27 protein-coding genes and 1 pseudogene are annotated in these 24,318 nt (G+C 67.6%); 17 read left to right on the top strand and 11 right to left on the bottom strand.

Annotated features, from left to right (window positions below):
• Positions 1-5: 5 nt before the first annotated feature.
• Positions 6-404: an NADH:ubiquinone oxidoreductase subunit NDUFA12 gene (locus tag ACFQ24_RS17385; protein WP_380913504.1), complete on the top strand. Its 399-nt coding sequence runs from the start codon at positions 6-8 to the stop codon at positions 402-404.
• Positions 401-820 (top strand): annotated as a pseudogene (locus ACFQ24_RS17380) (DUF2155 domain-containing protein); the annotation flags it as partial. The gene ACFQ24_RS17385 and the pseudogene ACFQ24_RS17380, both read left to right, overlap by 4 nt.
• A gap of 35 nt (positions 821-855) precedes the next feature.
• Here ACFQ24_RS17380 and aat read toward each other — a convergent pair.
• From aat to ACFQ24_RS17365, 3 genes are read right to left on the bottom strand one after another with little or no spacing between them, the layout of a single operon-like run.
• Positions 856-1,602, bottom strand: a complete 747-nt coding sequence (aat, locus tag ACFQ24_RS17375) for a leucyl/phenylalanyl-tRNA--protein transferase (protein ID WP_380913502.1) — start codon at positions 1,600-1,602, stop codon at positions 856-858.
• A 42-nt stretch (positions 1,603-1,644) separates the two neighbouring features.
• Entirely contained in the window at positions 1,645-2,685 is a 1,041-nt protein-coding gene (locus ACFQ24_RS17370; RefSeq protein WP_380913500.1) for a S66 peptidase family protein, read from the bottom strand.
• Positions 2,685-3,128, bottom strand: coding sequence for a cupin domain-containing protein (locus ACFQ24_RS17365; protein WP_380913498.1), 444 nt, complete (start codon positions 3,126-3,128; stop codon positions 2,685-2,687). Before ACFQ24_RS17365 ends, ACFQ24_RS17370 begins: the two co-directional genes overlap by 1 nt.
• Positions 3,129-3,182: 54 nt before the next feature.
• On the opposite strand from ACFQ24_RS17365, the gene dapE reads away from it, so the two are divergent.
• Complete coding sequence (gene dapE / locus ACFQ24_RS17360; protein ID WP_380913496.1) at positions 3,183-4,322, top strand: succinyl-diaminopimelate desuccinylase; 1,140 nt, start codon at positions 3,183-3,185, stop codon at positions 4,320-4,322.
• Positions 4,323-4,341: 19 nt separating this feature from the next.
• On the opposite strand, the gene ACFQ24_RS17355 is transcribed toward dapE, so the two are convergent.
• The 4 genes from ACFQ24_RS17355 to ACFQ24_RS17340 all read right to left on the bottom strand — a co-directional run bounded on the left by ACFQ24_RS17355 (position 4,342) and on the right by ACFQ24_RS17340 (position 8,594).
• Complete coding sequence (locus ACFQ24_RS17355) at positions 4,342-6,027, bottom strand: putative bifunctional diguanylate cyclase/phosphodiesterase (protein ID WP_380913494.1); 1,686 nt, start codon at positions 6,025-6,027, stop codon at positions 4,342-4,344.
• A 104-nt stretch (positions 6,028-6,131) separates the two neighbouring features.
• On the bottom strand, positions 6,132-6,674 hold the full coding sequence (locus tag ACFQ24_RS17350) for a Smr/MutS family protein (protein ID WP_380913492.1): 543 nt from the start codon (positions 6,672-6,674) through the stop codon (positions 6,132-6,134).
• A 4-nt stretch (positions 6,675-6,678) separates the two neighbouring features.
• Positions 6,679-7,929 carry a murein transglycosylase A gene (locus tag ACFQ24_RS17345; protein ID WP_380913490.1) on the bottom strand — a complete coding sequence of 417 codons (1,251 nt, stop codon included), beginning with the start codon at positions 7,927-7,929 and terminating at the stop codon, positions 6,679-6,681.
• Positions 7,930-7,940: 11 nt separating this feature from the next.
• Positions 7,941-8,594 (bottom strand): Tim44/TimA family putative adaptor protein, encoded by a 654-nt coding sequence (locus ACFQ24_RS17340; RefSeq protein ID WP_380913488.1) that lies wholly within the window; start codon positions 8,592-8,594, stop codon positions 7,941-7,943.
• Positions 8,595-8,783: 189 nt separating this feature from the next.
• On the opposite strand from ACFQ24_RS17340, the gene secB reads away from it, so the two are divergent.
• From secB to ACFQ24_RS17310, 6 genes are all read left to right on the top strand, one after another.
• The gene (secB, locus tag ACFQ24_RS17335) at positions 8,784-9,284 is read left to right on the top strand and encodes a protein-export chaperone SecB (protein ID WP_380913486.1); all 501 of its coding nucleotides are present in this window, start codon (positions 8,784-8,786) and stop codon (positions 9,282-9,284) included.
• 112 nt (positions 9,285-9,396) lie between these two features.
• Positions 9,397-10,974: a murein biosynthesis integral membrane protein MurJ gene (gene murJ, locus ACFQ24_RS17330; RefSeq protein WP_380913484.1), complete on the top strand. Its 1,578-nt coding sequence runs from the start codon at positions 9,397-9,399 to the stop codon at positions 10,972-10,974.
• A 16-nt stretch (positions 10,975-10,990) separates the two neighbouring features.
• Complete coding sequence (gene trpS, locus ACFQ24_RS17325; protein WP_380913482.1) at positions 10,991-11,995, top strand: tryptophan--tRNA ligase; 1,005 nt, start codon at positions 10,991-10,993, stop codon at positions 11,993-11,995.
• Positions 11,996-12,160: 165 nt separating this feature from the next.
• Entirely contained in the window at positions 12,161-12,829 is a 669-nt protein-coding gene (locus ACFQ24_RS17320) for a DUF4136 domain-containing protein (protein ID WP_380913481.1), read from the top strand.
• A 331-nt stretch (positions 12,830-13,160) separates the two neighbouring features.
• Entirely contained in the window at positions 13,161-13,388 is a 228-nt protein-coding gene (locus ACFQ24_RS17315) for a hypothetical protein (RefSeq protein ID WP_380913479.1), read from the top strand.
• A 286-nt stretch (positions 13,389-13,674) separates the two neighbouring features.
• A complete protein-coding gene (locus ACFQ24_RS17310; RefSeq protein ID WP_380913477.1) occupies positions 13,675-14,925 on the top strand; it encodes a dicarboxylate/amino acid:cation symporter in 1,251 nt (416 codons plus the stop codon).
• Here ACFQ24_RS17310 and ACFQ24_RS17305 read toward each other — a convergent pair.
• From ACFQ24_RS17305 to mutM, 4 genes are all read right to left on the bottom strand, one after another.
• Complete coding sequence (locus tag ACFQ24_RS17305) at positions 14,894-15,496, bottom strand: peptidylprolyl isomerase (protein ID WP_380913475.1); 603 nt, start codon at positions 15,494-15,496, stop codon at positions 14,894-14,896. The genes ACFQ24_RS17310 and ACFQ24_RS17305 overlap by 32 nt on opposite strands.
• 44 nt (positions 15,497-15,540) lie before the next feature.
• Complete coding sequence (gene dnaA, locus ACFQ24_RS17300) at positions 15,541-16,947, bottom strand: chromosomal replication initiator protein DnaA (protein ID WP_380913473.1); 1,407 nt, start codon at positions 16,945-16,947, stop codon at positions 15,541-15,543.
• Positions 16,948-17,371: 424 nt separating this feature from the next.
• Complete coding sequence (gene rpsT, locus ACFQ24_RS17295; RefSeq protein ID WP_380913471.1) at positions 17,372-17,635, bottom strand: 30S ribosomal protein S20; 264 nt, start codon at positions 17,633-17,635, stop codon at positions 17,372-17,374.
• A 120-nt stretch (positions 17,636-17,755) separates the two neighbouring features.
• Positions 17,756-18,568 (bottom strand): bifunctional DNA-formamidopyrimidine glycosylase/DNA-(apurinic or apyrimidinic site) lyase, encoded by an 813-nt coding sequence (mutM, locus tag ACFQ24_RS17290; RefSeq protein WP_380913469.1) that lies wholly within the window; start codon positions 18,566-18,568, stop codon positions 17,756-17,758.
• A gap of 81 nt (positions 18,569-18,649) precedes the next feature.
• Here mutM and ACFQ24_RS17285 point away from each other — a divergent pair, with 81 nt between their 5' ends.
• From ACFQ24_RS17285 to ACFQ24_RS17250, 8 genes are read left to right on the top strand one after another with little or no spacing between them, the layout of a single operon-like run.
• Positions 18,650-19,381 (top strand): class I SAM-dependent methyltransferase, encoded by a 732-nt coding sequence (locus ACFQ24_RS17285; RefSeq protein ID WP_380913467.1) that lies wholly within the window; start codon positions 18,650-18,652, stop codon positions 19,379-19,381.
• Positions 19,382-19,388: 7 nt separating this feature from the next.
• The gene (gene ubiB, locus ACFQ24_RS17280) at positions 19,389-20,927 is read left to right on the top strand and encodes a 2-polyprenylphenol 6-hydroxylase (protein WP_380913465.1); all 1,539 of its coding nucleotides are present in this window, start codon (positions 19,389-19,391) and stop codon (positions 20,925-20,927) included.
• Positions 20,928-20,963: 36 nt separating this feature from the next.
• Positions 20,964-21,188 carry an AbrB/MazE/SpoVT family DNA-binding domain-containing protein gene (locus tag ACFQ24_RS17275; protein WP_380913463.1) on the top strand — a complete coding sequence of 75 codons (225 nt, stop codon included), beginning with the start codon at positions 20,964-20,966 and terminating at the stop codon, positions 21,186-21,188.
• Positions 21,185-21,526, top strand: a complete 342-nt coding sequence (locus tag ACFQ24_RS17270) for a type II toxin-antitoxin system PemK/MazF family toxin (protein WP_380913461.1) — start codon at positions 21,185-21,187, stop codon at positions 21,524-21,526. Before ACFQ24_RS17275 ends, ACFQ24_RS17270 begins: the two co-directional genes overlap by 4 nt.
• Positions 21,523-22,767, top strand: a complete 1,245-nt coding sequence (gene coaBC, locus ACFQ24_RS17265; protein ID WP_380913459.1) for a bifunctional phosphopantothenoylcysteine decarboxylase/phosphopantothenate--cysteine ligase CoaBC — start codon at positions 21,523-21,525, stop codon at positions 22,765-22,767. The genes ACFQ24_RS17270 and coaBC overlap by 4 nt, the downstream gene beginning before the upstream one ends.
• Positions 22,742-23,197 (top strand): dUTP diphosphatase, encoded by a 456-nt coding sequence (dut, locus tag ACFQ24_RS17260; RefSeq protein ID WP_380913457.1) that lies wholly within the window; start codon positions 22,742-22,744, stop codon positions 23,195-23,197. Before coaBC ends, dut begins: the two co-directional genes overlap by 26 nt.
• Positions 23,197-23,961 carry a HesA/MoeB/ThiF family protein gene (locus ACFQ24_RS17255; protein ID WP_380913455.1) on the top strand — a complete coding sequence of 255 codons (765 nt, stop codon included), beginning with the start codon at positions 23,197-23,199 and terminating at the stop codon, positions 23,959-23,961. The genes dut and ACFQ24_RS17255 overlap by 1 nt, the downstream gene beginning before the upstream one ends.
• Positions 23,949-24,314, top strand: a complete 366-nt coding sequence (locus ACFQ24_RS17250) for a DsrE family protein (protein WP_380913453.1) — start codon at positions 23,949-23,951, stop codon at positions 24,312-24,314. The genes ACFQ24_RS17255 and ACFQ24_RS17250 overlap by 13 nt, the downstream gene beginning before the upstream one ends.
• Positions 24,315-24,318 lie beyond the last annotated feature (4 nt).

Raw genomic sequence — 24,318 nt, 5'->3', positions numbered from 1 at the left:
CCCCCATGGGAATCCTGGCTAGCATCTTCACCTGGTGGAACGGCGCCACCATCGGCACATCGCTCTTCACCGCCCGCAAGGGCAAGAAGGTGGGCGAGGACCATCAGGGCAATATCTATTATGAAGGCGGCGTCGGCATCGACGGCAATCCCCGCCGCTGGGTGATCTACAACGGCGCGAACGACGCCAGCCGGGTGCCCGCCGAATGGCATGGCTGGCTGCACAACACGATCGAGGGTGCGCCCGAGAGCTTCCTGCCGCCGCCGCGCATCTGGGAAAAGGACTATACGCCCAACGCCACGGGCACGCCCAACGCCTATCGCCCGTCGGGCGCCCTGGAGAAGGGCGGCCTGCGCCAGAAGGCGACCGGCGATTATGAAGCGTGGAGCCCCGACGCGGCATGATCCGGCGTCCGGCGGGGCTGGTTCCGCCGATCCTGCACATGGTCCCCCTGCTCTGCTGCACGCTGGCGATCACGGCATGCGGCGGCGACAATATGCCGAGCGCGAACCAGTCCGGCCCGGTCAAGGTGGAGGGCAGCCCGATCCGCAGCGTGGCCGCGCAGGCGGAATCGGGTACGCCCATGGCGCAGCGGAGCGCTGTCATCGGCCTGCTCAACAAGCGCAACGGGCTGACCCGCGACCTGACGATGAAGCCGGGCGAAGCGCTGCGCGTGGGCGATGCGATCGTGCGGTTGCAGGCGTGCGAGACGACCGCGCCGTGGGAGAATATCCAGGAAACCGGCGCTTTCGTGCAGCTGGACGTGCGGTCGAGCAGCGACGGCAAGTGGCGGCGCGCCTTTTCGGGCTGGCTGTTCCGCGACCGGCCGGACCGCAATGTGGTGCAGCACCCGGTCTATGACGTGTGGGTCAGAAGCTGTGCGATGGAATGGCCCGAAAGCGGGCCGGACACGGTGAAGCTGGGCGGCAAGGGCGAGCCGGTTTCGGCAGGTTCGAGAGCAAGCGGATCGAATGCGAGCGAGGCGGCCGCGCCCGAGCCGGACAGCGCGACCCCCGCGCCGAGCGCCACGCCCTCCACCGCCGCGCCCAGCAACTGAAGATAGTCGCGCTGGGCGATCTCCACCGCGCCCAATGAGCGCAGATGGTCGGTCATGAACTGGCAGTCGAGCAGGGTGAAGCCGGCGAAGCGCATCCGCGCGACCAGCCAGGCGAGCGCGACCTTCGACGCGTCGGTGCGGCGCGACACCATCGATTCGCCGAAGAAGGCACGGCCGAGCGCGACGCCGTAGAGGCCGCCGACCAGCGCCTCGCCCTCCCAGACCTCGATAGAATGGGCGTAGCCGCGTTCGTGCAGGTGGCGGTAGGCGCTCTCGATCGCGTGGTTGATCCAGGTGGCGGGGCGGTCCTCCGCGCTTTCGGCGCAGAGCGCGAGGATCTGCGCGAAGGCGCGGTTGGCGGTGACACGGAAGCGATCGCGGCGGACGACCTTCGCCAGTGAGTGGGACAGATGGAAGCCGTTCAGCGGGAGGATCGCGCGGCGCTTGGGCTCGACCCAATAGACCTCCTCCGCGTCGCGATCGTCCGCCATGGGGAAAACGCCGATGGAATAGGCCTGCAACAGGACGAGCGGGTCGATCATCATGTCGGGGCAGGATAGGCGCTCAGGTCGCAGGCGCAAGGGCCGTCAGGCGACGGCGGGTTCCAGCAGCCGGATCGTGCCCGCGCTCGCGTCCATTTCCGCCTCTATGCCGAGCGGCAGGCTATACTGGTTGGCGACATGACCGAACTGGCCGCCCTGAAAGGCGGGGATGCCGAGCGGCTCCAAATGTTGCTGGAGCACTTCGGACAGGGTGAAGCCGCCATAGCTGCCGCCCGCCGGGCCGCAGTCGCTGCACTGGCCGAAGATGACGCCCTTCACCCGGCCGAGCAGGCCGGCGAGCGCCAGTTGGGTGAGCATCCGGTCGATGCGATAGGGCTGTTCGCTCACATCCTCGATGAAGAGGATCGCGCCCGTGAAATCGGGCAGCCAGGGCGTGCCCATCAGCGCGGCGAGGACGGAGAGATTGCCGCCCAAGAGCCGCCCGCGCGCCACGCCGGGTCGGAAGGTGCGGATGCGTCCGGCGCGCTGCACGAGGCGGTCCTCATGCCCCGCAGGCGTGCTGAGCGTCGGGGTCGCGCCGTCGAAGGCGATGGCGCGGAACGCGTCCCAGCTGAACTGGCCCCAGCTGCTCGACGCGTTGGGGCCGTGGACCGTGGTGAAGCCCGCCTTTGCCGCGAAAGCCAGATGCAGCGCAGTTATGTCGGAAAAACCGACCAGCAGCTTGGGATGGCGGCGGATCGTCGCGAAATCGAGCAGCGGCAGAATGCGCGCGCAGCCCCAGCCGCCGCGCACCGCGAAGACGGCGCGGACGTCGGGATCGGCATAGAGGGCGTTGATATCGGCCGCGCGATCCCTGTCCGACCCCGCCAGATAGCCGTAGCGGCCCGCAAGGTGCGGCGCGTCCTTGGGCTTCAGCCCCATGGCGCGGATCGTTTCGCGGACGAGATCGAGGTCGAACGCATCGTCGACGAAGCCCGCCGGTTCGATCAGGCCCACCGTGTCGCCGGGCCGCAGCCGGGGCGGCTTGACCGGAGCGGACGCTGCCTCCGCCGCGCTGCCCCATGCCGGTGTTGCGAGCATCGCGCCCATGCCCGCCAGCCATGTCCTCCGGTCGACAGGACGCATCAATAGAAGCTCCCGTCCCGCCGCCGATAGCGCCCCTGCGAGAAGCACATGTCGATATCGGGATAATGGCAATCGCCCCGGGGCGGGCGGCCAAAGGCGAGGAAGACGCAGTCCTCCTGCCCTTCGTTGAGCAGATGATGGCCGTCGGGCTCGCCCTTCGGGAAGGCGGCCATGTCGCCCGCGCGCATCGGCGTGCGGCCGCCATCCTCCACCAGCACGGCCTCCCCCGACAGCAGCACGACGAATTCATCCTCATCCTCATGCCAGTGGCGGTGCGACGACCCGCCACCGGGTTTCAGTACCACATGGCTGACGCCGAAATCCGACAGGCCGCTGGCAGGCCCAAGCCGCCGCACCCATCGCTGCGCAACCATCGCGGCATGTTCCGCCGGATAGTTGGTGCTGTTGGTCTGCGCGATGCCGTCCAGTTCGATACGGGGCATGGGGGCCTCCTCCTGCCGCTGGCCAAAGGCCGATGCTTTCGCTAACCCGACGCGATGAGCATGACCAGCACCAATGACGACGTCCTGGCCCTGGCGCAGCACCTGCTGGCCTGTCCATCCGTCACGCCCGCGACCGGGGCCGTGTTCGACGCGCTGGAAGCGATGCTGACGCCGCTGGGCTTCACGGTCGATCGCTTTCTGGCGGGCGAATCGCCGGACGGCCCGGTCGAGAACCTGCTGGCGTGGCGGACGACCGGGCCGGGGCCGCATTTCGCCTTTGCCGGGCATCTGGACGTGGTCCCGCCGGGCGCGGGATGGACCAGCGACCCCTTCGCGCCGGAAATCCGTGGCGATCTGCTCTACGGACGCGGCGCGGTGGACATGAAGGGCGCGATCGCGGCCTTCGTCGCGGCGCTCGGCGCGCTGCCCGACGACCTGCCCGGGACGATCAGCCTGATCATCACCGGCGACGAGGAAGGGCCGGCCACCCATGGCACGCTGGCGCTGATGGACCGGATGGCGGCGCGCGAGCTGCGCCCGGACCTGTGCCTGGTGGGCGAGCCGACATCGTCGGCGCGGCTGGGCGATGTAGTCAAGATCGGCCGGCGCGGGTCGGTCAATATGTGGATCAGCGTGGCCGGCGTGCAGGGGCATGTCGCCTACCCGCATCTGGCCGACAATCCGATCCCCAGGCTGGTGCGCATCCTGACGGCGATCGAGGCGGAAGTGCTGGACGAGGGGACCGACTGGTTCCAGCCCAGCAATATCGAGATCACCGATCTGGAGGTCGGCAATCCCGCGCATAATGTGATCCCGGCGGGCGCGACGGCGCGCATTTCCATCCGCTTCAACGACCGGCACAGCGGCGCGTCGCTGATCGAGCGAGTGAGGGCCATCGCCGCTCCCGAAGGCGGCACGGTGGAGGCGAAGATCAGCGGCGAAGCCTTCCTGACGGAGCCGGGCGCGCTGTCCGACCTGGTGCGCGGGGCGATCCGCGACGTGACGGGGGTGGAGACGGAATTGTCGACGACCGGAGGCACGTCCGACGCGCGGTTCCTGTCGCGGCTGTGCCCGGTGGTGGAGTTTGGCCTCTGCAACGCAACGATGCACAAGCTGGACGAGGCGGTGGCGGTGGCGGACCTGCGCGCGCTGACGGAGATCTACGCGCGGATCGTGGAGCGGGCGCTGCGCTGAACCGGCGCGCGCCAAGCGATCAGCCGGCGTTGCGCGTGATCATGGGGACCAAGGCGTAGCGCGCCAGATAATCCTGTTCGTCGGTGGGCCGGGCGAGATGATAGCCCTGAAACAGGGTGCAGCCGATGACGCGCAGCACGTCCATCTGCGCCTGGCTTTCGATCCCTTCCACCACCACTTCCATGCCCAGGCCCTGGATCAGGCCGACGACGGCGGAACAGATGGTCCGCGCCTCCGCCGATATGGCGATGTCGCGCACGAGGCTGCGGTCGATCTTCACCCGGTCGACGGGCAATTCCTTCAGCCGCGACAGGTTGGAATAGCCGGTGCCGAAATCGTCGATGGCGACGAATGCGCCGTCCTTTCGCAAGGCGCGCAGCTGCTCCAGCACGCGCGGCTCCATCTCCATCGCCAGCGATTCGGTGATCTCCAGTTCCAGCATGGCGGGCGGCGCGCCATGGCCGCTCATCGCGTGGCGCAGGCGCAGGAAGAAGTCGGGCTGGCCCAGTTCGCGGGTCGAGATGTTGATCGCGATGCGCTGATCGATTCCGGATCGCGACCAGCGCGCCGCCGTTTCGCACACCTTGCCCATCACCCAGTCGCCCAGCGCGACGATCGCCCCGCTTTCCTCCGCCATCGGCACGAACGCGCCTGGCATGACGAGATCGCGTTCTGGATGCGCCCAGCGCACCAGCGCTTCGGCCGCCACGGCGCGGCCGCTGGCGACGTCGACCTGAGGCTGGAATTCCAGCAGGAATTCGTCGCGTTGCAGACCGATCAGCAGGTCGCGCTCCAGCTCGGCCCGGTCCTGCGCCTCCAGCGCCAGCGCGTCGGTATAGACCTCCGCGCGGCCGCGTCCGCTCCGCTTGGCATTATACATGGCGATGTCCGCCGAACGCAGCAGCCCGGCGAGCGTGTCGCCATGATCGGGATAGCAGGCGATGCCGATCGACGCGCCCAGCTCGACATGCTGGCTGCCGAGATCGAACCGTTCGCCGAGCGCGAACTGGACCGCGCGCGCTATCCGCTGCGCCACGGCGAGGCCGTTGAGGGCGGGGAAGAAGAGCGTGAATTCGTCGCCGGCCAGGCGGCCGATCACGGCGTCGCCCTCGCCATTGCTGACCTGCGCCATTACCACTTCGCGCAAGCGGCCGCCCACGCGGGAGAGGAGCTGGTCGCCGGCGGCATGGCCCAGCGTGTCGTTGACGGCCTTGAACCCGTCCAGATCGATGAAGAACAGGGTGGGCAGGCCTTCGCCGCCTTCATGCTCGGCGAGCAGCCGCTCGACCTGCCGGCAGAAGCTGATGCGGTTGGCGAGGCCGGTGATCTGGTCGAACAGGGCGAGATTCTGCACATGGTCGAGATTGGTGCGGACCTGGCTGAACAGGCTCTGCATCGCGACCGAGAGGTCGGGCAGTTCATGCCCGATTTCCCGCGCGACGCCCGATTGCAGGTCGCCATGAGCGGCGGACAGCAACCGTTCGGTCGCCGCATCGATGGCCTTCGCGGCGGCCGTGATGGCGCGGCGGGCCGACGCCCAGCTGAGCGTGCCGCACAGGATGGCGATGATCAGTGCGCGGCCGACCTGCGCCAAGTCATCCTGCTGGCCCGGCGTATAGCCCAGCACCAGTGACAGGATGAACACCAGCGCGCCCGCGGCGCAGGCAAAGGCGGTGGCGCGGCTCGTCAACGTCACGCCCTGCATCTGCCTCCTGATAAGAAAGATCGGCGCCCGCCATTGAGCGCCCGATCGACCGATGATGATGGACAGTGGTTAAAAAAGGATCATCGCGGCGGGCCGAAACGCCCTTATTTTTTGCGACGCAAAATCAGGTAGAGTGCCCCGTCGCCGCCATGACGGGGATGGGCGATGCGGACGCTGGCGATGCGGTCGGCATGGGGGCTGACGTCCAGCCAATGGCCGATTTCGGCCCGGATCGCGCCGCGGCGGGATGCGCCGGAGGCCGGAGCGGCGCGCGGCTTGCCCGTGACCACCAGCAGGACGCGCGCATCCCGCGCCAGCGCTGCGGCAATCGCCTGATCCAAGCGACCGTGGGCGGCGGCCAGGCTGTGGCCGTGCAGGTCGATGCTCATGTCCGGGATGATCGCGCCGCTGCGGATGCGGCGTTCCCAGCCGCTGTCGAGCACGGCCGCAGGGACGCGCGGGGGCGGCATTGCTTGGGTGCGCGGGGGCGATTTTATCGCAGGTGCAGCAGAAACCGGAACGGATGAATCCGGAGTGGTCGGCAACGGAGCCGGCGGCTGGCGCTGGCCGGGGCGGATCGGGCGGACGGAGCGGGTCAGCGCGCTCCAGAGCGCCTGTTCGTCCGGGGACAGGCGCCGCCGGGCCATGGCCTCAGCGCCCGGTGAGGCGCGCCGTCGATCCGATCGGCAGCAGGATGAGCGCGCTGCCCCGGCCCGACATGCCGCCGGCAATGCCGCGCGCGCGATCGCCCGCGCCCCAGAAGCTGTCGAAGCGGTTGGCGCCCTTGATCGCGCCGCCGGTGTCCTGCGCAATCCAGACGCCGTTTGGTTCGGCCCGGTCGAGCGAGAGGAGGATCGGCGCGCCCAAGGGCACGAATTTGGGGTCGGCGGCGACGGTGGCTTCGGGCGTGACGGCGATGCCGAGCGCGCCGATGGGGCCGGCGCCGGTCAGCTCGCGGAAGAAGACGAAGCTCTTATTCTCGTTCATGATTCCCGCGCCCTCGACCGGGTTGGCGCGCAGATATTGCATTATGTCCTGCATCGATCCGGCCTGGATCAGGCCGCGATCCTTCATCAGCTTGCCAATGCCGGTATAGTCGCGACCGTTCTGCCCGTCATAGCCGATGCGCATGACGCCGCCGTCGGGCAGCCGCAGCCGCCCCGACCCCTGCACCTGAAGGAAGAAGAATTCGACCGGATCCGCCGCCCAGGCGAGTTCGAGGCCGCGGCCGGCGAGCGAGCCGCTGACGATCTGCGCGCGATCGTCATAGGGGATGAATTTGGTGCCCTGCACCTTGCCGCGGATCGAGCGGCCTTTCAGGCTGTCGCTGAACTGGCCGAGATCGACGTCGATCAGGTCGGAGGGGCGCTTGTAGATGGGGACGTCATAGCCGGGCTGGCGGGTGCGCGACCCGGCGATTTCCGGCTCGTAATAGCCGGTGACGAACGCCTTGCCGTCGCCCACCTGCACCGCTTCGAAATAGCGGGAGAAGAATTCGGCGGCGGACGCTTCGGGCCAGCTGGACGCGGCGGCGCAGGCATTGTTCCAGTCCGATCCGCGCGTCAGGCCGCTGCCGTCGGTGCGGCGCATGAGCGTGGGGCAGGACAGGCGGAAGGCCTGAAGCGCGAGGCGGGAGCGCTCGCCCGAAGGGATGAGGCTGGCGATGTCGGGGCCGCGCGTGACGCCGAGGCCGGCGGCCGTGCTGGTGTCGGCTGCGGGTTGCGCCGGAAGGTCGACCGGCAGCGCCGGACGGGGCGTGGCAGGAACCGGACGCGTCGCCTGAGCGGAAGGCGAAGGCCGGGCGGGTGCGGGACCGCCCGCCGAGGGCGGAATGACGCCGCCCGCGCAGGCGGACAGAAGCAGCGCCGCGACCGGCGAGGCAATCGACGGAAGGCGCGTCACGGCCGCGCCTCTCAGGCTTCGTCGGTTTCGCTGAGCTTCCAGTTGGGGTCCGCGCTGCGGATGTCGCGGGTGAAGGTCCAGATGTCGCGTGTGCCGACCGCATCGGTCAGCGAACCGGCGACGACATTGCCGTCCTTGTCGCGGGTGACGGCGGCGATGTCCGCCTCGAACCGCAGCGCGACCTCTGCAATGCGGCCGTCCATGCGCGCTTCGACGATCTGCGCCTTTTCGATGCGGACGAGGCGGTTGTCGAGCACATGGCCCTCCGCCTCGCGTGCGGCGATCGCTTCCTCGAACGACGCCTGCACTTCGGGATCGCACAACCAGGCCAGTTCGTCGCGGTCGCCGCGCCAGAAGGCCTCCAGCACCATGCGATAGGCGCTCTTCGCGCCTTCCACGAACTGCGGCACGTCGAAGCTGCGGTCGGCGGCGATCAGCGCGCGGACGCCGCTTTCCGCGCCCGGCGCGATCAACCCTTCAGCGAGGCGCACCGAGTCGCTGCCCTGCTGGGCCACAGGCCCCGGTTGCAGCACCGTCACCTTCGGGCGCTCGTCAGCCGCGCGCGGCGCGGGCTCCTGCTCATGCCCCGTGCGCTTGCCGAGCACGGAATAGAGCCGCAGCGCCAGGAAGCCGGCGATCATGGCGAGGATGACGATCACGTACACGGAAGGCTATACCCTTTGTTCGGGACGATGTTCCCGCCAACATAGGCATGTTTCCGCGCAACTTCAAATAGCGGCTTGCCCCGGGCCGCGCGGCGCGGCCATTGCCCCCGGCACAGGCCCCTGCTAAGCGCGCGGGTCAGCAATGGCCGGGGCGAACGCCGCCCCCAACAGGGAAAGTCAAGGACGAGCATGGCCGAGGATACGGACCACATCACCACCAGCATCGGTAATGGCGCGGACACCGCCCCCCAGATCGCGCTGATCAGCCAATATGTGAAGGACTTGTCCTTCGAGAATCCGAACGCGCCCGCCGTCTACCAGTGGCAGGACCAGCCGCAGATCGACGTCCAGTTCAACATCGGCGCCGATCGCGTGGCCGACGACGTGCTGGAAGTGTCGCTGAAGATCGAGGTCAAGGCGACCGCACCGCAGGGCACCGCCTTCGCCGTCGAGCTGGTCTATTCCGCGCTGTTCGGGATGCGCAACGTGCCCGAGGATCAGGTCCAGCCCTTCATGCTGGCCGAAGCGCCGCGCCTGACCTTCCCCTTCGCCCGCCGCGTGCTGGCCGACGCGATCCGCGACGGCGGATTCCCGCCGCTGGTGCTGGAGCCGATCGATTTCGGCGGGCTGTACCTGCAGCAGGCCGAGCAGATGCAGGCGACCGCGGGCGAGCCGGCCGGCCACGCCTGAGCGCTTTCATGCCCCTCCTTCCCGTTCGGGCTGAGCCTGTCGAAGCCCTCTTCCTTGTTCGGAAGAAAAGCCCTTCGACAAGCGCAGGGCGAACGGGTTGCGAGGTTTGCAGATGAAACTTGTCCGCGCCCTTGGATCGGTCGGCGGGCTGACGCTGGCAAGCCGCATCCTGGCGCTGGTGCGCGATTCGCTGGCGGCGCGCTATGTCGGGGCAGGGTTCGCGTCGGACGCGTTCAACGGCGTCGCCTTCCGCCTGCCCAACATGTTCCGCGCGCTCTTTGCGGAGGGGGCCTTTTCCGCCGCCTTCATCCCTCTCTTCAACAAGAAGGCGGCGGGCGACGGCGGATTGCCGGCCGGTTATGATTTCGCGCAGCGCGCGCTGGCCGTGCTGCTGCCGGTCCTCATCCTCTTCACCATCCTGCTGATCGCCGCCGCCTGGCCGCTCACCTGGGCGCTCTCGGGCGGCTTTTCGCGGCAGAACCCGACGGCGGAGCAATTTGCCTTCGCGGTGATGCTGTCGCGCATCACCATCCCCTATCTGGCGCTGATCTCCCTCGCCTCGCTGCTAGGCGGCATCTTGAATTCGCTCGACAAATTCTGGGTCAATGCCGCCGCGCCGATCCTGCTCAACCTCAGCATGATCGCTGGGCTGTGGCTGTTCCACGGCGCGGACGAATATGAAACGGCGCGGGTGCAGGCGATATCGGTGACGGTGGGCGGCGCGCTGCAACTCATCTGGCTGATGCTCGCCTGCCGCAGCGCGGGCGTGTCGCTCAAGCTGCGACGGCCACGACTGGACGCGGACGTGAAGCAGCTTCTGCGCCTGATCGTGCCGGCGGCTGCCGGCGCGGGCGCGTCGCAGATCAACCTGCTCATCTCCACCGCCCTGTCGGGCTGGCTGCTGGCGTCCGGCTCCATCACCTATATCTATTATGCCGACCGGCTGAACCAGTTGCCGCTGGGCCTCATTGGCATCGGGCTTGGCACCATCCTGCTGCCCACCGTGTCGCGGATGCTCTCGAAAGGGCAGGAGGCCGAGGCGATGGAGACGCAGAACCGCGGGATCGAACTCGCCCTGTTCCTGACGCTGCCCGCGACCGTCGCCTTCCTGACTGTGGCCGAGCCGATCGTGCGGGGGTTGTTCCAATATGGCCGCTTCACCGCCGAGGACGCGCTGCGGTGCGGATGGGCGCTGTCGGCTTTTTCCATCGGCCTGCCTTCCTATGTGCTCGTGAAGGTGCTGACGCCGGGCTATTATGCGCGCGGCGATACGAAGACGCCGGTGCGCTACGCGATGCTGTCGATCCTGATCAACATCGCGGGCAACATGGCGATGATCCCGACCCTGGGGCATATCGGGCCGCCGCTCGCCACCGCCCTTTCCTCCACCCTCAATGTGGCGATGCTGTATCGCACGCTGGTGAAGCGGGGGCATTTCCATGCCGACGCGAGGCTGCGCCGCCGCCTGCCCCGGCTGGCGATCGCTGCGGTCATCATGGGCGGTGCGCTGCTGGCGGGGGAGCATCTGCTCGATCCCTGGCTCAGCGGCGCGATGCTGCAGCGCTATGTGGCGCTGTCCCTGCTTGTCGGCGCGGGCGTCGCGCTGTACGGGCTGGCCAGTGTCGCGGTGGGCGCGTACCGCCTGTCCGACATCAAGGCGCTGATGCGCCGCAAGTCCGCAACCTCCTGAACCAACGGATATCCCCATGCGCGTCCTTTCCGGCATCCAGCCGACCGGCAACCTGCACCTTGGCAATTACCTGGGCGCGATCCGCAACTGGGTGCGGATGCAGGACGAGATGACCGGCGATGCGCAATGCTTCTTCTTCCTTGCCGACATGCATTCGGTGACGGTGCATGAAGGGCGCGAGGCGCGCATCCGCAACGTGCGCGACATGGCTGCGGCGCTGGTCGCTGCCGGGATCGATCCGGATCGCAGCGTGCTGTTCAACCAGGCGCGGGTGCCCGCCCATGCCGAGCTTTGCTGGCTGCTCAATGGGACGGCGCGGATCGGCTGGCTGAACCGCATGACCCAGTTCAAGGACAAGGCAGGCAAGGACCGCGAGGGGGCGTCCGTCGGCCTGTTCGTCTATCCGGTGCTGCAGGCGGCCGACATCCTGGTCTACAACGCGACCCATGTGCCGGTGGGCGAGGACCAGAAGCAGCATCTGGAGCTGGCGCGCGACATCGCGGCGAAGTTCAACAGCGATTTCGGCGTGGAGCTGTTCACCCTGCCCGACCCGATCATTCCGAAGGAATCGGCGCGGATCATGTCCTTCCGCGACGGCACGGCCAAGATGTCCAAGTCCGACCCCAGCGACATGAGCCGCATCAACCTGACCGACGATGACGACGCCATCATGACCAAGGTGAAGAAGGCCAAGACCGACCCCGAGCCGCTGCCCGAAAGCGCCGAGGGGCTGGCCGGGCGGCCGGAGGCAGGCAATCTGGTCGGCATCTTCGCCACCCTGTCCGGCAGGACGGCCGACGCGGTGTGCGCGGAGTTCGCGGGCAAGGGCTTTGGCGCGTTCAAGCCGGCGCTGGGCGAAGTGCTGGTCGAGACGCTGCGCCCGATCCGCGAGCGCTTCCTGGAGCTGCGCACCGACGACGCGGCGCTGGACGCGATCCTGGACAAGGGCGCGGCCAAGGCGGCGGCGGCGGCCGAGCCGACGCTGCGCGCGGCTTACGACGCGATGGGATTGATGCGTTAGGGCAGAGGGACGGGTTTTCGTCCTCCGCGCCGTCCCATGGGCGACCGGACATGGTTTTGCGCCCATAGGATTGGTTCGAGCGTTCAAACGATGTTCAGTTGCGTTTTGCTATGGCAGGGCGCAGAAGATCAACAGGCGCATCGCCTGGACACAGGACGTGAGAAGATGACCCGTTTCAAGAAGTTCGGCCTGATCGCGGCGCCCGCTTTGGCGCTGGTGTCGCTGTCGGGATGTGCGACCGGCTTCAAGGCCGATGTCGCCCGTTTTCAGCAGCTCCCCGCCCCCGCCGGGCAAAGCTATACCATCGTCGCCGACGATCCGCGCCTGTCGGGCGGTCTGGAGTTCTCGCACTATGCCGAACTGGTCGGCCAGCGGCTGAGCCAGACCGGCTATGTGCAGGCCAGCGATCCGGCGCGCGCGGACCTGATCGTCCGCGTCGCCTATGATGTGGATACGGGCCGCGAGAAGGTGCGCTCGACGGGCTTTGCCGGCGCCGGATGGGGCGGCGGTTGGGGCCCTGGCTGGGGTCCGGGCTGGGGCCGTCGCGGCTATTGGGGCCGGCCGTGGGGCTATGGCTTCTATGATCCGTGGCTGTTCGGCGGCGCAGGCTATGGCGATGTCAGCAGCTACACCGTCTATACCAGCGACCTCAGCATGAAGATCGACCGCGCGGCGGACAATCGCCGCCTGTTCGAAGGCAAGGCGCAGGCCCAGTCGCTGTCCAACAAGCTGACCTATCTGGTGCCGAACCTGATCGACGCGATGTTCACCAACTTCCCGGGGCAGAACGGGGAAAGCGTGAAGATCACCCTGCCGCCCGAGAAGAAGGGCTGAGCGCTCAACGTCTGTAAAGCGGCAAAAGGCCCGGCGTTCGCGTGAACGCCGGGCCTTTTGCTGTGGGGGTGCGGGAGGAGGCAAGTGTTCGCTGGCGTGAGGCGGGATGCCGCTTTTGCCGATGCGCAGGGAAGCGGGACGCCGGGTCGAGCCCGGCATGACGTAGGAGTGGCTGCTAGCGACCCAAACTAGGGCATTGGCCGAGTTAGTGGCGACGCCTTTAGCCGACATAACGACGTACACTATTTTAACTTGAAACCTCTATCGACCCATTATGAAAGACAGTCCGAAGTTTCGAAGCCACACTCCAGTTTCCTACCGGATCAAGTGGTTGACCGTGTCGCTGTTCTCATTGGCGATGTTCGCGTTTTCGGCATGGATAGCGGTCGATGGAATAATTTCAGGGTCGATTTCAGAGTTCAGCCGTCACTCCGACGCTACCGTATCTTTGGATCAACATCCTGCTTCATTCGCCGTTACACTGGCAATCTGGGTGGGCGTTAGCATCTTCTTTGCTGCCGGTACGGTCGGCGCGGCCAAGCTACTCCTGGAGCGTTGAAGGTGCTAGCAGCTTGCATGATCCAAATTGGACACGGCAGCTTACCGCTTTTGCGATTCCCTAAAGCCGACAGTCCTCAATCCACCCCACCTCCGTCATTCCAGCGGAGGCCGGGATCTCACTTTCGTTCGGCGTCGAAGAGAATGACGAGATGCCAGCTTGCGCTGGCATGACGGGGCGGGGGTGATCGTCCGCCTTCTACCCAAACCCACCCATCCCCCCTATCCTGCGCCTCGCATGCCCGGTAGCCTGCCGCCTGCCCTGCCGCTTCCGGAGAATGCGCCCCATGTCCCTGACCGTCCGCATCCTGATCGCGCTGGTATTGGGGCTGGGGTGCGGGATCGGGCTGGCGGAATGGGGTGGCGGGATCGAGGCGGAGACGGTCGCGGTTGCGCAGCCGATCGGCAAGGCGTGGCTGGGCGGATTGCAGATGCCGCTGATCCCGCTGATCTTCGCGCTGCTGGTGATGGGAATCGCGCAGGCGGCGGCGACCGCGCGGAGCAACGGGACGGCCGGGCGCGCCATCGGCCTGTTCGCGGTGCTGCTGATCCTGTCCGCGGCCGTGGCGGCGATCGCCGGGCCGCTGATGCTGCATGTCTGGCCGGTGCCGGCGAGCGCGGTGGGCGCGCTGGCGGGCGCTGGGCCGGTGAGCGAGGTGCCGGATGTGCGGCCGTCCGCCGAATGGCTGCTGGGCTTCATCCCCGTCAACCCGATCAAGGCGGCGAGCGAGGGTCAGGTGGTGGCGGTGGTGCTGTTCGCGCTGGTGTTCGGCTTTGCGGTGACGCGCATCGCGGCGGAGCGGCGGGCGATGCTGACCGGCTTTTTCGAGGCGTTGGCCGACGCGCTGCTGGTGGTTGTCGGCTGGGTGCTGTGGATCGCGCCCGTCGGCGTTTTCGCGCTGGCGCTGGTGGCGTGCGCGCGGTCGGGCCTCGCCACGGCGGGCGCGCTGCTTCACTATATCGGCTTCATCGTGCTGCTGTGCCTGCTGGTGACGCTGCTCGTCTATCCGCTGGCGATGATCGCGGGGCGAATCGCGCCGGGGCGATTCGCCCGCGCCGCCCTGCCCGCGCAGGCCATCGCCTTTTCGACGCAAAGCTCCATCGCCTCACTGCCGGCGATGATCCAGGCTTGCGACGGCGGGTTAGGGGTGCGGGCGACGACGCGCAGCATCGTGCTGCCGCTCGCCATATCGCTGTTCCGCATCACCAGCCCGACCGCGAATCTGGGCGTGGCCATCTATGTGGCGGGGATGAACGGGGTGCCGCTCGGGCCGACGCAGCTGGTGCTGGGCGTGGTGGTGGCGGCGATCGTCAGCCTGGCCGCGGTGGGCCTGCCGAGCCAGATCACCTTCTTCACGACAACCGGCCCCATCTGCCTGGCGATGGGCGTGCCGGTCGAGGCGTTGCCGCTGCTGCTGGCGGTGGAGACGGTGCCCGACATCTTCCGCACCGTGGGCAACGTGACCGCCGACATGGCGACGGCGCGGATCATCGATCAGGGCGCGGTCAGGGAATCCGGCGCGCCGTCAGGATCCTGACCGGCGTTTCCAGCATCTGGCCCTTCATCACGCCCTCCCCCTTGGTGGGCGACTTGGGATCGGCGAGGATCGCCTTCACCACGTCCATCCCCTCCACCACATGGGCGAAGACGGCGAAGCCCTGATTGTCGCCGGGCGCTTGCGGTTGCGCGTCCATCGCCGGCATCTTGCCCAGCACGATGAAGAAGTCGCCGGTGGCGCTGCCCGGCGCATAGCGGGCCATGGACAGCGCGCCGTCATCATGGGTGAGGCCGGTCTGGCTCGTGGGTTCATGCGCGATCGGCGGCAGGATGCGCTTGGGGTCGTTCTGCGCCCCGCCCTGCACGAAGCCATAATCGGGCGCGCCGACGCCGCGATAGAAGGCGGTGCCGTCGAGCCGCTTCTGATCGACATATTTGAGGAAATTGCCCGCCGTGACGGGCGCCTTGCCGGCGTGGACGGCGATGACGATGCGGCCCTTGTCGGTGTCCAGCGCGACGCGGACGTCGCCGGGCGCTGGCGGCGCGGTCTGGGCAGCGACGTGCGGGACGGTCAGGAAGGCGAGCAGCAGGAGCAAGGCGGCGCGAATCATGGCCCCTAGCCTAGCCGCTCCCGCCCCGGACGCCAGCCCGTCCGTCAGCCTTCCAGCTGGCGCAGCAGCGCGCGCACATCGGCGTCGATGTCGGGATTGCTTTCGCGCAGCTGTTCGATGGTGCGCACGGCGTGGATGACCGTGCTGTGATCGCGCCCGCCGAAGATGCGGCCGATTTCGGGCAGCGAACGCGGCGTCATCTTCTTGGCGAGATACATGGCGACCTGGCGCGGGCGGGCGACGGCGCGGGCGCGGCGCTTTGAGCGCATTTCCGCCGGATCGATCTTGTAATGGGCGGCGCAGGCCTTCTGAATTTCGTCCACGGTGATGCGACGCGTATTGGCGCGCACCGCGTCCGCCAGCATCTGCTGCGCGAAATCGAGGTCGATGGAGCGGCCGGTCAGCTGCCCGTAGGCGACCAGCTTGTTGAAGGCCCCTTCCAGTTCGCGCACGTTCGAGCGGATCGAGCGGGCGAGAAAATCGATGACGGCGTCGGGCACCGGCGGGTCGCCCGCCACCAGACGCTTCGATTCGAGGATGGCGAGCCGCAGGTCGAGCCCGGCAGGCTGGATGTCGGCGACGAGGCCGCCCGCCAGCCGCGAGAGGATGCGCGCGTCGATCGATTCGAGCAGCTGCGGCGCGCGGTCGGCGGTGACGACGATGCGCGCGCCCGAGTCGATCAGGTCGTTGACGGTGTGCAGGAATTCCTCCTGCGTCGATCCCTTGCCAGAGATGAACTGGATGTCATCGATCAGCAGCAGCCGCGCCGCCCGCAACCGCGCCTTGAACGCCATCGTGTCGTTGGCGCGCATGGCGTTCACGAATTCCATCATGAAGCGCTCCGCCGACATGTAGAGCACGGGCTCCTGCGGCGAATGAGCTGAAAATTCGGCGGCGATGGCGTGCAGCAGGTGCGTCTTGCCCTGGCCCGTGCCGCCATGGATGAAGAGCGGGCTGAAGCGCGGCGTGGCCTCCCCCGCCATCGCCTGCGCCGCCGAACAGGCGAGCCGGTTGGTGTCGCCCATGACGAAATCGGCAAAGCCGTGGCGCGGCTGGAAATTGGAGGCGGGCGCGGCGACGGCGGCGGGTGCGGGCGCGGCCGGCTCGACATGCACCACTTCCAGCAGGCGCGGGCCGGCCGCATCGGGCGCGCGGCGCACCCGGACTTCCCGCACCGAAGCGCCGGCCGCGCGCCACGCCATGCGCAGGCGGTCGCCGAACTGGCCGGACACGAAATTGGCGCTGAAGTCGCTCGCGACGAGCAGGTCCAGCGTCTGCGATTCGGGGCAATAGTCGCCGAGCCGCACGGGCTTCAGCCACTGGTCGAACATCCGGGCGCCGATATCGCGGCGCAGGCCGGCACGGATCGCGGCCCAGGCCGATTCAAGGGCGTCGTCCGCCCGAATCGTCTGTCCATCCTGCCAAGCCACAACGCGCACCCCGTCCTTCATCTTTATCCCTGTTCCCACCCGGTGCGCCCGCAAAAAAGGGGCGGCGTGATTGGACGCACGAACCCAGTCAGAAAAGCCCCCGCCTTTCCGAGCACATGCGCTGAAAAATCTGTCATGACGGCCAGCAATCAGTGATTCGACAGCGGCCGGATTTCAAAAATAGACAGGGCCGCAGCCCCGGATCAAGGCCAAGTCGGTTCAAAAAAATGAAATAAAGACGTTGACGCGGATAAGCGCCGAAAATCGGGAGTACTTATTTTTACCGTGACTTTTCAATGCATTACATGGCATCAACCATGCTGCAGCGCGTCGAATCGCGGGAAATGCGTCACTGTCCAAAAATGACATCCATGTTAATGCACGGCGAAAAAGCCCGCTTCGGCAGACCGAAGCGGGCTTTTCAGGTTCAAGCCTTGGTAAGGGGTCAGGCGAGTGCGCTGACGGCCTTGGTCAGGCGGCCGAACTTGCGTGCGGCGGTGTTCTTGTGCAGCACGCCGCGGGCAACGCCACGGGCGAGTTCGGGCTGGACGGACTGCAGCGCCGTGGTGGCGGCGGCCTTGTCACCAGCGGTGATGGCGGCTTCCACCTTCTTCACCAGGGTGCGGATCCGGCTGATGCGGGCGCCATTGATCGCGGCGCGACGCTCGTTGCGACGGATGCGCTTCTTGGCTTGCGGCGTATTGGCCATTCTTTTCCTCGGTTCTCGTCAAATCTTTGGGCAAGAGGCCCGTCGGGATTCGCCGATCAGCCTCGTGAAGGTGCGCCCCTTACAGGGGAAAGCCCCACCCGTCAACGGGGCGGGGCGGCGCTATTTCTGGCATTTCGCGCAGTAGAAGGTGGATCGGCCGCCGTCGATCCGCCGCCGCACCACGCCGCCGCAAGGGCATGACTCGCCCTCTCGCCCGTAGACGCGCCATTGTTTCGAGAAATAGCCCAGCTCTCCGTCCGGCCGCGCATAATCGCGCAGGGTAGAGCCCCCCGCGGTGATCGCAGCGGTGAGCACGGAGCGAATCGCCTCCACCAGAAGGACGAGCCGCGCGCGGCCGATCTTCCCCGCCGCACGCGTGGGCGCGATGCCGGCCATGTTGAGCGCTTCGCAGACATAGATATTGCCAAGGCCCGCCACGATCCGCTGGTCGAGCAGCGCCGCCTTGATCGACGTCGCCTTGCCCGCCAGCGCGGCGGCGAGCCGGTCCGCATCGAAATCCGGGCCGAGCGGCTCCGGACCCATCCGCGTGAAGGGGCTGTACTGAGACCAGGCATCGGCGCGGACCAGATCGACCGATCCGAATCGGCGCGGATCGTTGAGGCTCAGCAGCCGGCCTTCGCGGGTCTCGATCAGCAGATGGTCGTGCGCGCCGATCTCGGCCGGGTCGATCCGCCAGCGGCCCGACATGCCGAGGTGGAAGATCATCATGTCGCCGCGATCGGTTTCGATCAGACCATATTTGGCGCGGCGGGAGAGGCCGGTGACGGTCGCGCCGGTCAGCCGCTGGCGCAGGTCCACCGGAATGGGGAAGCGAAGGTCGGCGCGGCGCGGCTCCACCCGCAAAAGCGCGCGCCCCTCCAGCACGGATCGAAGGCCAGCGACCGTTGTTTCGACTTCGGGAAGTTCGGGCATGATCCGCATCTAGGCAGGGCGCGGGGGAATAACCAGCTTCTTGGCTGGAACGGCGATCAATCTGTGTCTAGAGGGCTTTGCATGAGCGAAACAGCATCCTTCGGCTATCGCGACGTCGATGCCGCCGAAAAGGCGGGCATGGTCCGCGCGGTCTTCTCCAATGTGGCGGGCAAGTACGACCTGATGAACGACGCCATGTCGGGCGGCGCGCATCGGCTGTGGAAGGATCAGTTCGTGCGCCGGGTGAAGCCGCGGGCCGGCGAGCAGATCCTGGACATGGCGGGCGGCACCGGCGACATCGCGTTCCGCATGCACCGCCATGGCGCGCAGGTGACGGTGTCGGACATCAACCCCGAAATGCTGGCGGTCGGCGTCGAGCGGGCGCAGAAGAAGGGCTATGATGGCCTCATCTGGTCCGAGCAGAATGCCGAAGAGCTGAGCTTCGGCGACCGCAGCTTCGACGCCTACACCATCGCCTTCGGCATCCGGAACGTCACCCATATCGACAAGGCGCTGCGCGAGGCCCACCGCGTGCTGAAGTTCGGCGGCCGTTTCTTCTGCCTGGAATTTTCGACGACGACATGGCCGGGATTTTCGGACGTCTATGACGTCTATTCGCACAAGCTGGTGCCGCAGCTGGGCAAGCTGTTCGCCAATGATGCGGAGAGCTACCGCTACCTGATCGAATCGATCCGCCGCTTCCCGCCGATGCCAAAGTTCGAGGGCATGATCCGCGAGGCGGGCTTCACGGCCACGAAGGTGGAGCCGATTCTGGGCGGGCTTGTCGCGATCCACAGCGGCTGGAAGATCTGACGCAGGCATGACCAGCCATGTGACCCATATTTGGCGGCTCCTGAAATGGGGGCGGACGCTCGCGCGACATGGCGCGCTGCGGGGGATCGAGCGCGATCCGTTGACGCCCGCGCCGGTGCGGCGGCTGGTGCGCCTCGCGCGCTTCGGCGCGCGGGTGCCCGCCCAGCCGCGCTATGCCGATGCGTTTCAGGCGATCGGGCCGGCCGCGATCAAGCTGGGCCAGACATTGGCGACTCGGCCCGATTTGGTCGGGGAGGACGCGGCAGCGGACCTGTTGCGCCTTCAGGATGCTCTGCCCCCTGTCCCGTTCGAGACGATCCGCGCTGAAATCGAGCAGAGTTTCGGTCGCCCCTTGGAAGCGCTCTACGCCCGCTTCGATGAGGTGCCGGTCGGCGCCGCCTCCATCGCGCAGGTGCATCGGGCGCTCACCACCGATGGGCGCGACGTTGCGGTCAAGGTCATCCGCCCCGGCGTGATCGAGCAGTTCAACCGCGACATCCTGACCTATGAATGGGCCGCCGCCCATGTCGAGCAACTGGGCGGCGAGATCGCCCGCCTGCGGCCGCGTCTGGTCATCGCCAACATGAAGCGCTGGACCGCGCGCGAGCTGGACCTGCGGCGGGAAGCCGCCTCCGCGTCCGAACTGGCCGAGGCGATGGAGGCGATGCCGGGCTATCGCATCCCTGAGATCGACTGGGACCGCACAACCGGCCGGGTCATGACGATGGAGTGGATCGACGGCATCAAGATCGCCGATCGCGCCGCGCTGATCGCGGCGGGCCATGATGTGAAGGATCTGGCGGCCCGGCTCGTCAACGCCTTCCTGCGGCAGGCGATCGCGGAAGGCTTCTTCCATGCCGACATGCACCAGGGCAATCTGTTCGTGACGGCGAGCGGCGACATCGTCGCCATCGACTTCGGCATCATGGGCCGGATCGACCGGCGCGCGCGCATGTGGCTGGCGGAGATTCTCTACGGCCTCATCACCGGCAATTACCGCCGCGTGGCAGAGATTCATTTCGAGGCGCAATATGTGCCCGCCCATCACAATGTCGCGGAGTTCGCCACCGCCCTGCGCGCCGTGGGCGAGCCGATGCGCGGCAAGCCGGTGCGCGAATTGTCGGTCGGCGGGATGCTGGACGGGCTGTTCGCCATCACCCGCGATTTCGACATGCAGACGCAGCCGCACCTGCTGCTGCTGCAAAAGACGATGGTGATGGTGGAGGGCGTGGCGACCGCGCTCGACCCCGACATCAACCTGTGGGAGACGAGCGGCCCCTATGTGCGCGAATGGCTGCGCACCGAGCTGGGGCCGGAGGCGAAGGCAGCCGACACGCTGATCGAGAACTGGCGCACGCTGCAACGGTTGCCCGGCCTCATCCGCCGGATCGAGGACGCATTCCCCGAAAAAGGCGGCGCGCCCCCGCCCCCGCCGCTGAGCGAGGTGAGGCTGATCCGGGTAGGCGGCGGATGGCGCTATGCGCTGGTGGCGGTGCTGGCGGCGGCGGCCGGGGCTGGCGCGATGTGGTTGTCGCAAATGCTCTGACTTGCGACCGAAGTAATACGGTATTACGTAATACCCATGAAGAGCGGCAAGCTGACGATCAAGCATCAGGTGACGATCCCGCGCGATGTGCGGCAAGCGCTTGGTCTCAAGGCAGGCGATGAAGTGTCCTTCGCGCTGGAGGACGGGCGTGCCGTGCTGATGAAGGTCGATCGGTCGGAAATCGAATGGTCGCGTTTCCTCCAAGCCCAGATGCCCGAATGGGACGATCCGCAGGAGGACGCCTATTGGGCGGAATTATGAGCGCCGGTTCCTTGTCACCACATGACGTGGCGATCGTCCATGTCCCCTTCATCGAGCGGGAGGGCGGTCGCAAACGGCCCGTCGTCATCCTGTCATCGCAGGAGGCAAACCGGGCGACCGGCGTCGCGGTGGTTGCCATGATCACGCGCGGTGACGCGCCTGCATGGCATGGCGACATGGCGATCAGCCGTTATGAGGAGGCAGGGCTGCGCAAGCCGTGCAAGATCAGGATGAAGCTCTACACCGTGGAAACGAGCGAACTGACGCCGGTCGGGCGGCTCCAGACGGCGGACCGCGCGGCGCTGGCATCCGGTTTGCGGCGGTTGCTGGCGCTATGACCAAGCGCGTCCTCCTCATCGTGTCCGGCGGCATCGCGGCGTACAAGGCGTTGGAGCTTGTCCGCCTGCTCAGGCGGCGCGGCATTGCGGTACGCGCGGTGCTGACCGAGAGCGCGAAGCAGTTCGTCACGCCTTTGAGCCTGGGCGTCCTGACCGAGGACCATGTCTATGGCGACATGTTCGACCTGAAGGAAGAGCGGGAGATCGGCCATATCCAGCTCAGCCGCCAGGCGGACCTGGTCGTGGTCGCGCCCGCGACCGCCAACATCCTGGCGCGGATGGCGAATGGCATCGCGGACGATCTGGCGACGACGCTGCTGCTGGCGACCGACAAGCCGGTGCTGGCGGTGCCGGCGATGAACGTGCGCATGTGGCATCACCGCGCCACGCAGCGGAACCTCGAAACGCTGCGCGGCGACGGCGTCCACATCATGGAACCAGCGAGCGGGGCGATGGCCTGCGGCGAATATGGCAAGGGCCGCCTGCCCGAGCCGGAGGAGATCGTGGTCGAGATCGAGCGGTTGCTGGCGCTGCCGTTGCCTGTCGATCCGCTGATGGGCCAGCCGGATTTCGAGGGCGATACGCTGCCATTGGACGGAAAGCATATCCTGGTCACCGCCGGGCCGACGCATGAGCCGATCGATCCGGTGCGCTACATCGCCAATCGCTCTTCGGGCAAGCAGGGCTTCGCCATTGCCGCCGCCGCCGCGCGGGCCGGCGCCCGGGTGACGCTGGTGGCGGGGCCGGTGCAACTGCCCACGCCCGCCGGCGTCGACCGGGTGGACGTGGAGACCGCGCGCGAGATGCTGGCGGCGGTCGAGGCGGCGCTGCCCGCCGACGCGGCGATCATGGTCGCGGCCGTTGCCGACTGGCGCGCCGCCGACACCGCCGACCAGAAGATCAAGAAGGATGGGTCCGGCCAGCCCGCCCCGCTCGCCCTCACCGAAAATCCAGACATATTGGCGACGCTGGGCCATCATGCGCAGCGTCCGCGCCTGCTCATAGGCTTCGCGGCGGAAACGCAGGCGGTGGCCGACCATGCGCTGGCGAAGCTGGCGAAGAAGGGGGCGGACTGGATCGTCGCCAACGACGTGTCGGGAGATGTGATGGGCGGGGATAGCAATACTGTCCAGATCGTCAGCGCCGCCGGAATCGACCGATGGCCTCCCATGTTCAAGCATCAAGTTGCTAATGCACTAATCCAAAAGGTTGCCGATGCCCTCTCCGCTCAGCCCGATTGACATCCAGATCAAGCGCCTGCCCCATGGCGAGGGGCTTCCCCTGCCCGCCTATGCCACGGCGCATGCGGCGGGCATGGACGTGGTGTCGGCCGAGGAACTGGTGCTGGAACCGCGCGCGCGCCATGCCGTCGCCACCGGCTTCGCGCTGGCGATTCCCGAAGGCTATGAGGTGCAGGTGCGCCCCCGGTCGGGCCTTGCCCTCAAACATGGCATCAGCCTGCCCAATACGCCGGGCACCATCGACGCGGACTATCGCGGCGAATTGAAGATCATCCTCATCAACCTGGGCGACCAGCCTTTCGCCATCGCGCGGGGCGACCGGGTCGCGCAGCTGGTGGTCGCCCCGGTGCAGCTTGCCAGCTTCACGGAAGTCGATAGTCTGGACGACACCGCGCGGGGAACGGGCGGGTTCGGATCGACAGGAGTGTAATGCTGACCGACGACCAGTTGGAGCGCTATGCCCGCCATATCGTGCTGAAGGAGATTGGCGGCGCTGGGCAGGCGCGGCTGTCGTCGGCCGATGTCGCGGTGATCGGCGCAGGGGGGATCGGCAGTCCGGCGATCCTCTACCTGGCGGCGGCGGGCATCGGCACGATCCGGGTGATCGACGACGACATGGTGGCGCTGTCCAACCTCCAGCGGCAGGTGTTGTTCGGCACCGGCGACGTTGGCGCGCCCAAGGCGGAAGCGGCAATGGCGGCGGTGGCGCGGCTGAACCCGGACGTGAAGCTGATCCCCATCAACGCCCGGATCGATGCCGGCAACGCGGCGCTGATCCTGCGCGACGCGGACGTGATCCTGGACGGGTGCGACAATTTCGCGACCCGGCTGGCGGTGGCGGACGCAGCCCAGACGCTGCGCATCCCGCTGGTCTCGGCGGCGGTCGGGCCGTTCGAGGGCCAGCTGTCCACCTATCGCGGATGGGAAGCGGACAAGCCCTGCTATCGCTGCCTGGTCGGCGCGCCGGATGATGCGCCTGAACGCAACTGCGCGGAGACGGGCGTGATCGGGGCGCTGACCGGCGCGATCGGCAGCCTCGCCGCGCTGGAGGTCATCCGGGCGCTGGTGCCGTTCGGCGCGGACATGGCGGGACGGCTGCTGATCGCCGATCTCCTGTCCATGCGCTTCCGCACCATCGACGTCGCCAAAGACCCGGCCTGCCCAGCCTGCGCGGTGGAACTGTGCGCCCCCTGATCCTGATCGTCGGCACGGCCGATGGCGAAAGGCTGCGCGCGGCATTGACTCTGGCGGCGGCGCAGGCGGCGCTGGGCGGAGGGGTGACGCTGTTCCTGCAACTGGACGCGGTTTCGCTGTTGCGCCCGCCTGTCGAAGCCCCGGAAGACGCGCGGCATCGCGCCGCCGGCCTGCCCGACCTCGCAACCCTGCTCGGCGAAGCGGAGGCGCTTGGCGTCAGACCGGTCGCCTGTCAGAGCGGGCTGGCCCTGTCCGGCATGACGGCGGCCGACCTGCCGCCCGGCGTTGTGGTGGGAGGACCGCTGTCGGTCCTTCAGGAGGCGAGCGACGACGCCCGGCTGCTGCTGGCCTGAGGCC

It is taken from the genome of Sphingobium olei (assembly GCF_042678845.1).
GTDB lineage: Bacteria > Pseudomonadota > Alphaproteobacteria > Sphingomonadales > Sphingomonadaceae > Sphingobium > Sphingobium olei.
The sequence above is the reverse complement of the archived record's forward strand: the minus strand, read 5'-3'. Positions and strand labels throughout refer to the sequence as shown.

What these genes read in the sequence shown, in the direction of transcription:
- ACFQ24_RS17355 (WP_380913494.1), bottom strand. Translation starts at nt 6,027, where the DNA reads ATGCAGGGCGTGACGTTGACGAGCCGCGCCACCGCCTTTGCCTGCGCC.
- rpsT (WP_380913471.1), bottom strand. Translation starts at nt 17,635, where the DNA reads ATGGCCAATACGCCGCAAGCCAAGAAGCGCATCCGTCGCAACGAGCGT.
- ACFQ24_RS17255 (WP_380913455.1), top strand. Translation starts at nt 23,197, where the DNA reads ATGCTGACCGACGACCAGTTGGAGCGCTATGCCCGCCATATCGTGCTG.
- trpS (WP_380913482.1), top strand. Translation starts at nt 10,991, where the DNA reads ATGCGCGTCCTTTCCGGCATCCAGCCGACCGGCAACCTGCACCTTGGC.
- secB (WP_380913486.1), top strand. Translation starts at nt 8,784, where the DNA reads ATGGCCGAGGATACGGACCACATCACCACCAGCATCGGTAATGGCGCG.
- mutM (WP_380913469.1), bottom strand. Translation starts at nt 18,568, where the DNA reads ATGCCCGAACTTCCCGAAGTCGAAACAACGGTCGCTGGCCTTCGATCC.
- dut (WP_380913457.1), top strand. Translation starts at nt 22,742, where the DNA reads ATGCCCTCTCCGCTCAGCCCGATTGACATCCAGATCAAGCGCCTGCCC.
- ACFQ24_RS17305 (WP_380913475.1), bottom strand. Translation starts at nt 15,496, where the DNA reads ATGATTCGCGCCGCCTTGCTCCTGCTGCTCGCCTTCCTGACCGTCCCG.
- coaBC (WP_380913459.1), top strand. Translation starts at nt 21,523, where the DNA reads ATGACCAAGCGCGTCCTCCTCATCGTGTCCGGCGGCATCGCGGCGTAC.
- dapE (WP_380913496.1), top strand. Translation starts at nt 3,183, where the DNA reads ATGAGCATGACCAGCACCAATGACGACGTCCTGGCCCTGGCGCAGCAC.
- ACFQ24_RS17285 (WP_380913467.1), top strand. Translation starts at nt 18,650, where the DNA reads ATGAGCGAAACAGCATCCTTCGGCTATCGCGACGTCGATGCCGCCGAA.
- ACFQ24_RS17385 (WP_380913504.1), top strand. Translation starts at nt 6, where the DNA reads ATGGGAATCCTGGCTAGCATCTTCACCTGGTGGAACGGCGCCACCATC.
- ACFQ24_RS17270 (WP_380913461.1), top strand. Translation starts at nt 21,185, where the DNA reads ATGAGCGCCGGTTCCTTGTCACCACATGACGTGGCGATCGTCCATGTC.
- ACFQ24_RS17365 (WP_380913498.1), bottom strand. Translation starts at nt 3,128, where the DNA reads ATGCCCCGTATCGAACTGGACGGCATCGCGCAGACCAACAGCACCAAC.
- dnaA (WP_380913473.1), bottom strand. Translation starts at nt 16,947, where the DNA reads ATGAAGGACGGGGTGCGCGTTGTGGCTTGGCAGGATGGACAGACGATT.
- ACFQ24_RS17310 (WP_380913477.1), top strand. Translation starts at nt 13,675, where the DNA reads ATGTCCCTGACCGTCCGCATCCTGATCGCGCTGGTATTGGGGCTGGGG.
- ACFQ24_RS17320 (WP_380913481.1), top strand. Translation starts at nt 12,161, where the DNA reads ATGACCCGTTTCAAGAAGTTCGGCCTGATCGCGGCGCCCGCTTTGGCG.
- ACFQ24_RS17370 (WP_380913500.1), bottom strand. Translation starts at nt 2,685, where the DNA reads ATGCGTCCTGTCGACCGGAGGACATGGCTGGCGGGCATGGGCGCGATG.
- murJ (WP_380913484.1), top strand. Translation starts at nt 9,397, where the DNA reads ATGAAACTTGTCCGCGCCCTTGGATCGGTCGGCGGGCTGACGCTGGCA.
- ubiB (WP_380913465.1), top strand. Translation starts at nt 19,389, where the DNA reads ATGACCAGCCATGTGACCCATATTTGGCGGCTCCTGAAATGGGGGCGG.
- ACFQ24_RS17275 (WP_380913463.1), top strand. Translation starts at nt 20,964, where the DNA reads ATGAAGAGCGGCAAGCTGACGATCAAGCATCAGGTGACGATCCCGCGC.
- aat (WP_380913502.1), bottom strand. Translation starts at nt 1,602, where the DNA reads ATGATGATCGACCCGCTCGTCCTGTTGCAGGCCTATTCCATCGGCGTT.
- ACFQ24_RS17350 (WP_380913492.1), bottom strand. Translation starts at nt 6,674, where the DNA reads ATGGCCCGGCGGCGCCTGTCCCCGGACGAACAGGCGCTCTGGAGCGCG.